Below are 13,561 nucleotides of genomic sequence, written 5' to 3'. Positions count from 1 at the left end.
TGAGACCCTGCGTATCCGGTCGGATCGCGGGTCGTTGCCGGGGAGACGGCGCGGCGCGGCCAAACCCGCACCGCGAAGGCGAAACTTTTTTCCTGGGCCGGCTAGAAGCGCAGCTGCCAGCCGAGCCGGATCGTGCGCGGCCGCATCGGGGTCACCTGCCTGCCGTCGACCAGGGTGAAGGGGGAGCCGAGCGCGAAGCGGTTGCCGGCGGTGTCGAGCAGGTTGGTGATGTCGAGGAACCAGGCGTGGCGCCCGCGGTCGATCTCGGCGCCGAGCGTGACGTCGAGCCAGTCGCCCTGACGCTCGCCGAGCACCGGCCCGATGCCGAGCCGCGACTTGCCGACATAGCGCGCCGCGGCAGACAGGCGCAGATCCAGCGACGGCGCGATCCTGGTCTCGTAATCCGCCCCGATCCGGCCGCTGAAATCGGCGACGTTGGGCAGCGAGGAATCGCTGGTCATGTCGATATTGGGCTGCGGGTTGGTCACCCGGCTGTCATTGGCGATGCCGGCGACCGCGAGCGACAGGCCGCGCAGAGGGCGCCAGCCGAGGGCCATTTCGAACGTGTAGATGCGGCCGTTGCCGATATTGGCGGTGGTCGGAAAGCCGTTCATCGTGACCGTGTCCGCCTGGATGTCGTGCCAGAGCGTATAGGCCGCCGTCGCGGTGAGATCGAACGCGCGCAGGCCCGGCAGTCCGTAGCGAAGCCCGGCCTCGATCGTCGAGACATGGTCGTTGCGGAACCGGCGGATCGCGAATTCCGAAACGGCGAGCCCGCCCGGACGGAAGCTTTCCTGGTAGCGGGCGAACAGATGGAGTCGCGGGGCCGCCTCGACCGAGAGGGCGGCGGAGGGCAGGAAGGCGGTCTCGTTGCGGCTCGCCTGGGTGCCGGTGAGCGGCTGGAGCACCGGCACGAAGACGTCGAGCGCCGAGCCCGACAGGTGCGATCGGGTGAGCCGTCCGCCGGCCGTGGCGATGACGCCGGGCAGGAGGGCGAGGCTGCCCTCCCCGAACAGGGTCGCTTCCTCGATCCGGTTGTCGACGCCGGTCTGCGCCGGCAGCGCGGCGCGGATGTAATCGTCGTCCACCCGACTGAAGTCGGCGAGGAACGCGCCGTCGCCGGACTGGCGGCGCTGCTCCGCGCGGTTGGAGATGAGGCTGGTGCCGATGATCCAGCCCGACCCATTGTCGTCCTGCCAGGAAAGGCGGCTTTCGGCCGACAGCAGGGTGGTGCGCGTCTGCTGCGCGAAGGCGGAGGGCGGGCCGCCGGCCTGGGTCGCGTCATAGCGCTCCGAAAGCCGCTGATGGCTGGCGCCGAGGGAGGTGACGAACCGAAGCCGGCCCCATTCATTGCTGACGGTGAAGTCGCCGAGCAGGAAATCGCTGCCGAAGGGCTGGGCGACGGCGCTGGCGCGCGTCAGCGGGGGCGCATCGCGATCGGCATATTGGCTGTCGCGCGAGCGGATGCGCTGCCCGGTCGCGCCGAGGTCGATCGTCCAGCCGTCGCCGGCTGTGACGCGCAGCGCCCCGCGGCCGCCGATCGTGCGCACGCGGTTCACATTGTCGAGATCGCGGGTGCTGTCGTCGATATAGCCGCCGTCCTGGATGCCATAGGCCGTCAGCCTGAGCCCGACGCGCCCGGGCACCAGCGGCAGGTTCGCCATGCCCGCCGCGTCGGCTCCGGGCGCGCCGTGCCAGGTTGCCGAGGCGCCGCCGGCCAGCCAGCCCTCGGCGCGGTCGAGATCGGGCCGGTTGGGGAGGATGCGGATGATGCCGCCGAGCGAGCCGGACCCGTAGAGCGTGCCCTGCGGGCCCTGCAAGATCTCGACCCGGTCGATGTCGTAGAGCCGAAGATCGGGATCGGGCGCGTTATAGTTGAGCCGCGTGTCGCCCAGATACTGGCCCGCGGTCGCCTGCGTCGGGCCGATGAAGCTCGAATCGGCGATACCCCGGATGAACAGCTTGTCGCGCCCGGAGCCGCGATAGGTGGCGGCAAGCTCGGGCAGCAGCGATACGAGAGCGCCGGTCCCCCGCGCCCCGTCCGCCGGGCCGAGCCGGTCGCCGGAAACGATGTCCGCGCCGCCGGCATAGGAGGCGAGGCGGATCGGCCGGCGCGTCGCGGTGACGACAATCGCTTCCTCGTCTGCCGCCTGCGGTGGCGGCGACATGGGGCGCGGTGCGGGGAGGGCGCGTCGGGGCGCGGCGCGGCGGACGATGCGGAAGGTGCGTCCGTCCAGCGCCACGTAGCTGGCCGGCGTGCCGCTCAGCAGGCGGCCAAGCGCCTGTTCCGGGCTCATCTGGCCGCGGACCGCCGGGACGCGCGTCCCGGCGAGCAGCGGGTCCGAGACTCCGACGCTGACGCCGGCCTGGCGCCCGAGCGCGACCACGGCGTCGCCGAGCCGACCGCCCGGCAGATCGAGGCTGCGCGCCGCCGTGGCGCCAGCCGCGGGCGCGCTCGCCATCAGAAGGATCGCAAAGATCGCCTCAGGGAGTCGCACCAGCTCCCACCGTCAACGTCCATCCCTCGCCCGATCGCCGCGCGTCCCCCCCAAGGAGGCCCGCGGCGCGATTCACCACTGCTTGCGGCGATCCATCGAGGACAATCACGCCGGTGAACCTGCGATTTACGGCCGTCCGGTCCGCGGTGACCGGAACCCCGAGATTGCGCGCCAGATCGGCGGCGACACGGGCCACCGGCGCCGAGACATAGGTCAGCTGGCCCTCGCGCCAGCCGGCGATCGCAGCAGGATCGCCGCCCCGCGTCAGTTCGGGCGCTTCGCCCGGCGACTGGCGGAGGATCATGCCGGGGGCGAGCCGCACCGCCTGGCGATCCGGATTGAACATCACCGCCCCCTCGGCGACCGCGACCTCGAGCCCGCCGGCATCGCGCACGACGTTGAACACCGTCCCGAGATCGGCGATTCGCGCGTCGCCCGCCTCGACCTCGAACGGTCGCGATGCGTCATGCGCGACGGTGAACAGCGCCTCTCCGCGGTCGAGCCGCGCGAAGCGGGGATTGCGGCGATCGAGCGTCACCCGCGTGCCGCCGTTGAGCTCGATCCGCCCGCCGTCCGCCAGCGCGATCGTGCGACGGCTCCCGGTCGCGGTTTCGATTGCATAGGTCGTGTCACGGGGCGCCATCGCCTCATAGCCGATCACCAGCGCGAGAGAGGCGGCGATCGCGGCTCCGAAGATGGTCCGTCTCGATGGTCCGCGCCGGACCGGGACGGGCGGGTCCTGCCGGGCAGGGGGAGCGAGCGCGCCCCAATCGCGATCCGCAGCGGCCAGCGCCTCGTAGCGCGCGGCATGGGCCGGATCGGCCTCCAGCCAGAGCGTGAACGCCTCCCATTCGCCGGCGTCCGCCTCGCCGAGCCGCACCAGCCAGTCGATCGCTTCCTGTTCGATTCTCTCGTCACGCTCGGTCATCGGCACCACCTCGAAGCCAAGACGTTGCGGCGTGGCTCATTCCGCATCGAACCGCCTCCTCAGATCGGCGAGGGCTCGATAGGCTCGCTGCAGATGCTTCTCCACGGCGCTGAGGCTGATCCCCAGCTCCTCGGCGATGCGCCGCTGGCTTGCCCCCTCGATCCGGAAGCGACGGAAGACGAAATCGGTTCGTTCGCCAAGCCCGGCGAGTGTCGCTTCCGCTGCGGCCAGCTCCTCGCGGGCGATCAGGGCGCGCTCGCCGGATGGGGCACCCGGCGGGTCGGGGTCGATCCCCTGGGCATCGATCCAGCGGCGATCGCGCTCCGCCGCACGGAGCACCGCGCGGCTGCGGTCGATCATCAGGTTGTTGGCGGTGCGATAGAGATAGGCGACGGGATCGGCGATCGGCCCCTTCGCCTCGGCCGCCGCGCGGACCCACGCTTCCTGGAGCAGATCGTCCGCAGCCTCGCCCGCGCCGCGCGCGCGCAGGAAGCGCAGCAGCGATGCGCGGTTCGCCAGAAACGCGGCTTCGAGACCGCTGCCCGTCATTCTTCTTTCGCCGTGACATTCCGTGTCGGCCGATCCTGGCCGGCCGCATGGGTGGGACCGTCATCTAGTGAGCGGTCCGCGCCCTGTCCATCGACGCAGCGGGCAGGGCGACTCCCCGCGAACGGACTTGGCGTCAGTCGGCGGCGAGGAAGCGGTCCACCGCTTCGGCGCATTCGCGGCCCTCGCGGATCGCCCACACGACCAGGCTCTGGCCGCGCCGCATGTCGCCGCAGGCGAAGATTCCGGGCCGCGAGGTCTGATATCCGGCGCGGGGCAATTGGGCGTCGGTCTTGCCGACGATCCCGTCCTCGCGCGGGCCGGTGAAGCCCATCGCCAGCAGCACCAGATCGGCCTGGAGGCTGAGCGGCGTGCCGTCCTGCTCGCAGATGAGCGCGCGCGCCTGGCCATTCTCGCCCTCGACGCGCAGCGTCTTCACCGAAAATTCGCGCGCCGCGCCTTCCTCCTGCGACGAGGAGGTACGCAGCTTCACCGGCCAATAGGGCCACACCAGCCCCTTGGCCTCGCGCTCAGGCGGCCGGGGCATGATTTCGATCTGGGTCACGCTGGCCGCGCCCTGGCGGTTCGCGGTGCCGATGCAGTCCGATCCGGTGTCGCCGCCGCCGATGACGACGACATGCCTGCCGGTCGCGAGGATCGGCGCGCCGGCGAACGGGAGGCCGGCGACGCGGCGATTCTGCTGGACGAGATAGTCCATCGCGAAATGGATTCCGCCAAGATCGCGCCCTTCCACGGGGAGGTCGCGCGGCTGCTCCGCGCCGCCGGCGAGGACGAGGACATGATAATCGTCCATCAGCCGGTCGACCGAAATGGCCGTCCCGACCTCGACGCCGGGGCGGAAGATCACCCCTTCCGCCTCCATCTGGATCATGCGCCGGTCGATCAGCGCCTTTTCCATCTTGAAGTCGGGAATGCCGTAGCGAAGCAGGCCGCCGATGCGGTCGTTCTTCTCGAACACGGTCGGCGCATGGCCCATCCGCGCGAGCTGCTGGGCGCAGGCGAGGCCGGCGGGGCCGGAGCCGACGATGGCGACCCGCTTGCCGCTGCCGCGCGGGCTGAACACCGGGCCGATCCAGCCTTCGCGGAAGCCGCGATCGACGATCTCGCATTCGATCGTCTTGATCGTCACCGGATTGTCGTCGATGTTCAGCGTGCACGCCGCCTCGCATGGCGCCGGGCACACGCGGCCGGTGAATTCCGGGAAATTGTTGGTCCTGTGCAGCCGCTCCAGCGCAGCGCGCCATTCGCCCCGCGAGACCAGATCGTTCCAGTCCGGGATGTAATTGTTCACCGGGCAGCCCGAATGGCAGAAGGGCACGCCGCAATCCATGCAGCGCTCCGCCTGAAGGCGGACCTCGGTCTCGGGCAGCGGCTCGACGAACTCGGCCCAGTGCTTCAGCCGCTCCTCGACCGGCCGATAGGCGCGATCGTGGCGGGCGATGTCGAGGAATCCGGTGGGATTGGTCATGCCGCGGCCTCCAGCGCCGAGAGCGCCCGGCGATACTCGATCGGCATCACCATCACGAACTGGTTCAGTGCACGCGGCCAGCTTTCCAGGATCGCGGCGGCGCGCGCGCTTCCGGTCAGCTGGCGGTGGCGTTCGATCATGCCGCGAAGCCACTCGCCATCATCGACCGGCTCGAGCGCGATTCCGGCCGGGTTGCAACGCGCCTCGAACGTGCCCGCTGGATCCCAGACATAGGCGATGCCGCCCGACATGCCGGCGGCGAAATTGCGCCCCGTCTCGCCGAGCACGACGACGCGGCCGCCCGTCATATATTCGCAGCCATGATCGCCGGTCCCCTCGACCACGGCGACGGCGCCCGAATTGCGGACGGCGAAGCGCTCGCCGGCGACGCCCGCGAAGAAGGCCTCGCCCGATGTCGCGCCATAAAGACAGGTGTTGCCGACGATGATGTTCGCCGCTGCCTCGCGCGTCACGCCCTCCGGCTGGCGCACGATCAGGCGGCCGCCGGACAGGCCCTTGCCGGCATAATCATTGGCATCGCCGACGAGATCGAGCGTGACGCCGGGCGCCAGGAATGCGCCGAAGCTCTGGCCGATCGATCCGGTGAGCCTGGCCGTCAACGATCCGTCGGCCAGGCCTTCGGCTCCGAACCGGCGGGCGATCTCGCCGGAGACGACCGCGCCGACCGATCTGTCGACATTGCTCGCGGCCATCTCGATCCGCGTCGGCAGAGGCCCATCCAGCGCCTCGATCAGCCGCGCGTCGATCCGCGCCCGGATCTCCCGCCGGATCGGCCCGTCGCCGCGCCGCGCGTCGCCCTCGACGGTGGCGAGCAGGCGCGACAGATCGACGCCATGCGCCTTCCAGTGCGCGGCGTCCGGCGTCTCGATCAGGTCGCTCCGCCCGATCATCTCGTCGAGACTGCGCAGGCCGAGGCCGGCCATGATCTCGCGCAGTTCCTCGGCGACGAAGAAGAAATAGTTGATCACATGCTCGGGCTGCCCGGTGAAGCGCGCGCGCAGCCGCGGGTCCTGCGTCGCGATGCCGACCGGGCAGGTGTTGAGGTGGCACTTGCGCATCATCACGCAGCCCGCCGCGATGAGCGGCGCGGTCGCGAAGCCGAATTCGTCGGCGCCGAGCAAGGCGGCGATCGCCACGTCGCGCCCGGTGCGAAGGCCGCCGTCCGCCTGGACACAGATGCGGCCGCGAAGGCCGTTGCGGACCAGGGTCTGCTGGGTCTCGGCGAGGCCGATCTCCCAGGGCAGTCCGGCATGGGTGAGCGAGGTCAGCGGCGAGGCACCGGTGCCGCCTTCATAGCCGGCGATGACGACATGGTCGGCAAGGCATTTGGCGACGCCCGCCGCGACGGTGCCGACGCCGCTTTCCGACACCAGCTTCACCGAAATGCGCGCACCCGGATTCACCGAACGCAGGTCGTGGATGAGCTGGGCCAGATCCTCGATCGAATAGATGTCGTGATGCGGCGGCGGCGAGATCAGGCCGACGCCCGGCGTCGAATGGCGGACGGCGGCGATCTGGGCATCGACCTTGTGGCCGGGGAGCTGGCCGCCTTCACCCGGCTTGGCACCTTGCGAAACCTTGATCTGCAGCTCGTCGGCATTCACCAGATAATGCGCGGTGACGCCGAAGCGGCCCGACGCGACCTGCTTGATCGCCGATCGCATCGAATCGCCGTTGGCGAGCCGCACGAAGCGATCCGCCTCCTCGCCGCCTTCGCCGGTATTGGATTTGGCCCCGATCCGGTTCATCGCCAGCGCCAGCGTCGTATGCGCCTCGCGGCTGATCGATCCGAAGCTCATCGCGCCGGTGGCGAAGCGCCGGACGATGTTCGCCGCCGGCTCCACCTCGTCGATCGGCACGGCGGGCCCGGCGGGCTTCAGCCGCATGAGGCCGCGCAGCGTCAGCCGTCGCTGCTCCTGCTCGTTGATCTCCGCGGCGAAGGCCCGATATTCGTCGGGCAGGTTGCCCCGCGCCGCATGCTGGAGCCGGGCGATGCTGTCATAGGTCCAGGCATGGGCCTCGCCGCCCAGCCGCTGTCCATAAAGCCCGCCCGGATCGAGCTGCTGCGCGCCGCCATAAGCGAAGCGATGCCGCCGCGCCGCCTCCTCGGCCAGCTCGGCGAGGCCGATGCCGTCGATCGGCGAGGTCGTCCCGGTGAAATATTTGTCGACGACGCAGCGGCCGAGCCCCACGCAATCGAAGATCTGCGCGCCGCAATAGGACTGGTAGGTGGAGATGCCCATCTTGGACATCACCTTCAAAATCCCCTTGCCCAGCGCCTTGATGTAATTGGCCTGCGCGTCCTTCGAGTTGCTGAGCGAGGCGATCGAATCGAAGGCGAGCCAGGGATTGATCGCCTCCGCGCCATAGCCGGCGAGGACGCACATATGATGCACCTCGCGCGCCTCGCCGGTTTCGACGACGAGGCCGGTCTGCATCCGAAGGCCCTGGCGGATCAGGTGGTGGTGGACGGCGCCGGTGGCGAGCGCGGCCGGGATCGGCACCCGATCCTTCGACGTGCCGCGATCCGACAGGATCAGCACGTTGATGTCGGCGAGCACCGCCTCGGTCGCCTCCCAGCACAGCCGCTGCAGCGCCGCCTCCAGCGCCTGGCCGTCGCCGCCCTTGGGCCAGGTCGCGTCGAGCGTGATCGTTCGATAGGCGCCGTCCAGCGTGTCGTGGATCGCGCGGATCTTCTCCAGGTCCTCGTTGGTGAGGATCGGCTGCGAGACCTCCAGCCGCTTGTGCGTGCCGGCCTGCCGGCCGAGGAGGTTGGGGCGCGGGCCGATCATCGACACCAGCGACATCACCAGCGCCTCGCGGATCGGATCGATTGCCGGATTGGTGACCTGCGCGAAGTTCTGCTTGAAATAATCGTAGATGAGCCGCGGTTTGTCGGACAGGACGGCAAGCGGCGTGTCGGTGCCCATCGAACCGACCGGATCGTCGCCGTTCGCCGCCATCGGCGCCAGGAAGAATTTCAGGTCCTCGTCGGTATAGCCGAAGGCGCGCTGAAGATCGGCGAGCGCGGCCGGATCGGTCCGCTTCGGCTCGGCTGCGGGCGGCAGGTCCTTGAGATTGAACTGCGTATCCTTCAGCCATTCGCCATAGGGCGCGGCATCGGCGAGGCGCGCCTTCACCTCCGCATCCTCGACGATGCGGCCTTCTTCGAGGTCGATCAGCAGCATCTTGCCGGGCTGGAGCCGCCACTTGCGGACGATCTTGTCCTCGGCGATCGGCAGGACCCCGCTTTCCGAGGCCATCACCACGACGTCGTCGTCCGTGACCACGAAGCGCGCGGGCCGCAGGCCGTTGCGGTCCAGCGTCGCGCCGATCTGGCGCCCGTCGGTGAAGGCGATCGCGGCCGGGCCGTCCCACGGCTCCATCAGCGCCGCATGATATTCGTAAAAGGCGCGGCGGCTCGGCTCCATCGCCTCGTTGCCCGCCCACGCCTCGGGGATCAGCAGCATCATCGCATGCGGCAGCGAATAGCCGCCGGCGATCAGCAGCTCGAGCGCATTGTCGAGGCAGGCGGTGTCCGATTGGCCGTGCGGGATGATCGGCCACATCTTGTCGAGATCGGCGCCGAGCAAAGGCGATTCGAGCGTGCGGCGGCGCGCGTTCATCCAGTTCACGTTGCCGCGCACCGTGTTGATCTCGCCATTATGGGCGATGAACCGATAGGGATGGGCGAGCCGCCAGGAGGGGAAGGTGTTGGTCGAAAAGCGCTGGTGGACCATCGCGATCGCCGAACGGGTCAGCGGATCGGCGAGATCGCGATAGAATTCGCCGAGCTTCGTCGCCAGCAACATGCCCTTGTAGACAAGCGTCCGGCTCGACAGCGAGGCGATGTAGAAATCGGAAAGGCCCGGAAGATCGCGCTTGCGTGCCACGTCCTCGAGCGGATTCTGGGTCTGCTTGCGGATCGCGAGCAGCTTGCGCTCGAACGCGTCCTGATCGCGGATCGCCGGGCCGCGGGCAATCACCGCCTGGCGGATGACCGGCATGGTCGCGCGCACCGATTCGCTCGCCGCATCGAGGTTCACCGGCACGTCGCGCCAGCCGACGAGAAGCTGGCCTTCGATCCGGATATAATGTTCGAAACGCTCGATCGCCGCCTGGCGCCCGGCCTCATCGACCGGCAGGAAGCACATCGCCACCGCATAATCGCCGGGGGCGGGCAGGGTGAGCCGCTCGCCCTCGGCCCAGGCGCGCAGCAGCGCATCGGGAATCTGGATCAGGCAGCCGGCGCCGTCGCCGATCGTCGGATCCGCGCCGACCCCGCCGCGATGGTCGAGATTGGCGAGCACCTGGAGGCCCTGGGCGATGATCGCGTGCGACGGCTCGCCCTTCACATGCGCGACGAAGCCCATGCCGCAGCTGTCGCGCTCGTGGCGCGGGTCGTAGAGCCCTTGCTGTCGCGGCGCTCGGGCCACCTTGCTCCCTCCGTTCATCGTCGACCGGAAATGCCGAGCGTTCCGTCGCTGCGGCGCAGCAAGACTGTCGGCTCGCACGCCGGAGCGCAACACCTTTCTCGCGCGCCCGCGCACAAGCCCGGGCCAAACGCAAGATTTTGCTCCCGGCAGGGGCTTTTCGCGCACGCCTCGTTCACCCATATCGCGGCGGCACCGGCGTCCGCCGGCGCGTCAGCGACAGGGAGAGGCGGATGCGCTACGTCAAGCTCGGCAATACGGGGCTCGATATTTCGCGCCTGTGCATCGGCTGCATGTCGTTCGGCGTCCCCGCTCGCGGCCCGCATCCCTGGTCGCTCGGGGAGACGGAGAGCCGGCCGATCGTCAGGAAGGCGATCGAGGCGGGGATCAATTTCTTCGATACCGCCAACGTCTATTCGGACGGCACGTCGGAAGAGATCGTCGGCCGGCTGCTCAAGGAAATGATCCCGCGCCACGAGGTGGTGATCGCGACCAAGGTCCACGGCCGGATGCACAAGGGGCCGAACGGCGCCGGCCTGTCCCGCAAGGCGATCCTGCAGGAAATCGACGCGAGCCTCGCCCGGCTCGGCACCGATTATGTCGATCTCTATCAGATTCACCGCTTCGATCCCGAGACGCCGATCGAGGAGACGCTGGAGGCGCTCCACGATGTCGTGAAGGCCGGCAAGGCGCGCTATATCGGCGCTTCCTCCATGTATGCCTGGCAGTTCGCGACCATGCTCCACGTTGCCGAGGCGAACGGGTGGACGCGGTTCGTGTCGATGCAGAATTATCTGAACCTCCTGTATCGCGAGGAGGAGCGCGAGATGCTGCCCCTGTGCCACGCGGAAGGGATCGGGCTGATCCCGTGGAGCCCGCTCGCGCGCGGGCGGCTGACGCGCCCCTGGGACGCGTCGACGGCGCGGTCGCAGACCGATGCGTTCGGGAAGACGCTCTTCGAAGAGGGCGATCGCGCGGTGGTGGACCGGCTCGCCGAAGTCGCCGGCGCGCGCGGCCTGCCGATGGCGCAGGTCGCGCTCGCCTGGGTGCTCGCGAAGGAGGAGGTCTCCGCGCCGATCGTCGGCGCGACCCGCCCCGAACATCTCGACGACGCGATCGCCGCGCTCGACGTCGAACTGGACGAGGCGGAGATCGCCTCGCTTGAGGAGCCTTATCGACCGCATTCGGTCGTCGGATTCAGTTGAAGATTAAAACAAGAAAGGGATTATCCATGCAGACCAAAGCCTTCGCCGCGCAATCTGCGACCACGCCTCTGGCTGAGACCGTCATCGACCGGCGCGAGCCGGGGCCAAAGGATGTCCTCATCGACATCCTCTACTGCGGCGTCTGTCACTCCGATCTCCACACCGCCCGCGGCGAATGGGGCGGGGTCAAGTTTCCGAGCGTGCCTGGCCACGAGATCGTCGGCCGGGTGAGCGCGGTCGGCGGCGAGGTGACGAAGGTCGCGCCCGGCGACATCGTTGGGGTCGGCTGCATGGTCGATTCGTGCCGCACGTGCCATTCGTGCGAAGAGGGGCTGGAGCAGTTCTGCGAAGGGCCGCACGGCTTCCTCGGCACCTATAATGGCTGGATGGACGGCAGCGGCGACAATACGTTCGGCGGCTATTCGGCGGCGATCACGGTCGACGAGCATTTCGTGCTTCGGATCAACCATGACGAGGCCGATCTCGCCGCGGTCGCGCCTTTGCTGTGCGCCGGGATCACGACCTGGTCGCCGCTGCGTCACTGGAATGTCGGGCCGGGCAAGAAGGTCGGCGTCGTCGGCATCGGCGGGCTCGGTCATATGGGCGTGAAGCTCGCCCATGCGCTCGGCGCCCATGTCGTCGCCTTCACCACCTCGGAATCGAAGCGCCAGGCGGCGCTCGATCTCGGCGCGGACGAGGTCGTCGTTTCGACCGATCCCGGCCAGATGAAGGCGCATGCGCGAAGCTTCGATTTCATCCTCAACACCGTCGCCGCGCCGCACAATCTCGATGCCTATACGACGCTGCTCAAGCGCGACGGCGCGCTCACCCTCGTCGGCGTGCCCTCGAGCCCGCATCCCTCGCCGAACATCTTCCCGCTCATTGCCGGCCGGCGCTCGATCGCAGGCTCGTTGATCGGCGGTATCGCGGAGACGCAGGAGATGCTCGATTTCTGCGCCGAGCACGGCATCACCTCGGACATCGAGATGATCGCGATGCAGGATATCGACGCGGCCTATGACCGGATGCTGAAAAGCGATGTGAAGTACCGCTTCGTCATCGACATGGCGACGCTCAAGGCGGCGTAGCGATGGGGGGGGCGCCGCGGCCGACGCCGCCGCGCCCCCTCATCGCCAAGGTTCAGCCGCATTTCCTTGGCAGCGATGGCGCGGCCGACTAAGGACCCCGCCATGACCGATACTGCCCGATCCGCCGCGCCGGCGGCCGATCTTCTTGCCAAGTTCGATCCGCTGATCGCCCAGCGCGAGGCCCTGCTCGCGACCGGGGTGAAGGATCCGTTCAGCCTCGTCATGGAAAAGGTCCTCTCGCCGACCCGCGCGATCTGCAACGGGCGCGAGACGATCCTCCTCGGCACCTACAATTATATGGGCATGACGTTCGACGACGACGTCATTGCCGCCGGCAAGCGGGCGCTCGACGAATTCGGCTCGGGCACAACCGGCAGCCGGGTCCTCAACGGGACCTATCAGGGCCACAAGGAATGCGAGGACGCGCTGAAGGACTTTTACGCCATGGATCATGCCATGGTGTTCTCGACCGGCTACCAGGCCAATCTCGGCATCATCTCCACCATCGCCGGCAAGGGCGACTATATCGTCCTCGACATCGACAGCCATGCGTCGATCTATGACGGCTGCAAGATGGGCGATGCGGAGATCGTGCCGTTCCGCCACAACGATATCGGCGCGATGGAAAAGCGGCTCGCCCGCATCCCCGCGGGGGCCGGCAAGCTCGTCGTCCTCGAAGGCGTCTATTCGATGCTCGGCGACATCGCGCCGCTGAAGGAGATGATCGGCATCGCCAAGGCGCACGGCGCGATGGTGCTGGTCGACGAGGCGCATTCGATGGGCTTCATCGGCCCCAACGGCCGCGGCGTCGCCGAGGACCAGGGCGTCATCGACCAGGTCGATTTCATCATCGGCACCTTCTCCAAGAGCGTCGGGACGGTCGGCGGCTTCTGCGTCTCCAACCATCCGAAGTTCGAGATCCTGCGGCTCGTCTGCCGGCCCTATGTCTTCACCGCCTCGCTGCCGCCAAGCGTGGTCGCGACCGCGGCGACCTCGATCCGCAAGCTGATGCACGGCTCCAACAAGCGCGCGCATCTGTGGGAGAATTCGAAGCGCCTCCATGCCGGGCTCAAGGCATTGGGCTTCACGCTCGGATCGGAGACGCCGCAATCGGCGATCGTCGCGGTCATCATGCCGGACCTGGAGAAGGGCGCGGCAATGTGGGAGGCCTTGCTCGCCGAGGGGCTCTACGTGAACCTCGCCCGCCCGCCAGCGACGCCCGCGGGGATGACGCTGCTGCGCTGCTCGCTCTGCGCCGAACATTCGAGCGAGGAGGTCGGCCAGATCCTCACGATGTTCGAAAATGCCGGCAAGGCGACCGGCGTCATCGGCTAGGGTCTTGGCCGGGGCCGA

Annotated in this window: 8 protein-coding genes; 3 read left to right on the top strand and 5 right to left on the bottom strand. The window is 68.7% G+C overall.

The window, feature by feature from the left end:
- Window positions 1-101: 101 nt before the first annotated feature.
- From FRZ32_RS02065 to gltB, 5 genes are all read right to left on the bottom strand, one after another.
- Entirely contained in the window at window positions 102-2,462 is a 2,361-nt protein-coding gene (locus FRZ32_RS02065; protein ID WP_147044289.1) for a TonB-dependent receptor, read from the bottom strand.
- A 22-nt stretch (window positions 2,463-2,484) separates the two neighbouring features.
- Window positions 2,485-3,426, bottom strand: a complete 942-nt coding sequence (locus FRZ32_RS02060; protein WP_147041936.1) for a FecR family protein — start codon at window positions 3,424-3,426, stop codon at window positions 2,485-2,487.
- Between the two features lie 36 nt (window positions 3,427-3,462).
- A complete protein-coding gene (locus FRZ32_RS02055; RefSeq protein ID WP_147041935.1) occupies window positions 3,463-3,975 on the bottom strand; it encodes an RNA polymerase sigma factor in 513 nt (170 codons plus the stop codon).
- 133 nt (window positions 3,976-4,108) lie between these two features.
- Complete coding sequence (locus FRZ32_RS02050) at window positions 4,109-5,461, bottom strand: glutamate synthase subunit beta (protein WP_147041934.1); 1,353 nt, start codon at window positions 5,459-5,461, stop codon at window positions 4,109-4,111.
- Window positions 5,458-9,918, bottom strand: a complete 4,461-nt coding sequence (gene gltB / locus FRZ32_RS02045) for a glutamate synthase large subunit (protein ID WP_279379211.1) — start codon at window positions 9,916-9,918, stop codon at window positions 5,458-5,460. The genes FRZ32_RS02050 and gltB overlap by 4 nt, the downstream gene beginning before the upstream one ends.
- Window positions 9,919-10,148: 230 nt before the next feature.
- Here gltB and FRZ32_RS02040 point away from each other — a divergent pair, with 230 nt between their 5' ends.
- From FRZ32_RS02040 to spt, 3 genes are all read left to right on the top strand, one after another.
- On the top strand, window positions 10,149-11,120 hold the full coding sequence (locus tag FRZ32_RS02040; protein WP_147041932.1) for an aldo/keto reductase: 972 nt from the start codon (window positions 10,149-10,151) through the stop codon (window positions 11,118-11,120).
- A 26-nt stretch (window positions 11,121-11,146) separates the two neighbouring features.
- Window positions 11,147-12,208, top strand: a complete 1,062-nt coding sequence (locus FRZ32_RS02035; protein ID WP_147041931.1) for an NAD(P)-dependent alcohol dehydrogenase — start codon at window positions 11,147-11,149, stop codon at window positions 12,206-12,208.
- Window positions 12,209-12,310: 102 nt separating this feature from the next.
- Window positions 12,311-13,543: a serine palmitoyltransferase gene (gene spt, locus FRZ32_RS02030; RefSeq protein ID WP_147041930.1), complete on the top strand. Its 1,233-nt coding sequence runs from the start codon at window positions 12,311-12,313 to the stop codon at window positions 13,541-13,543.
- The last annotated feature ends 18 nt before the right edge of the window (window positions 13,544-13,561 follow it).

This window comes from Sphingosinicella ginsenosidimutans, assembly GCF_007995055.1.
Classification (GTDB): domain Bacteria; phylum Pseudomonadota; class Alphaproteobacteria; order Sphingomonadales; family Sphingomonadaceae; genus Allosphingosinicella; species Allosphingosinicella ginsenosidimutans.
Note: the sequence above shows the minus strand (reverse complement) of the source record. Positions and strands in the feature narration are given on the sequence as shown.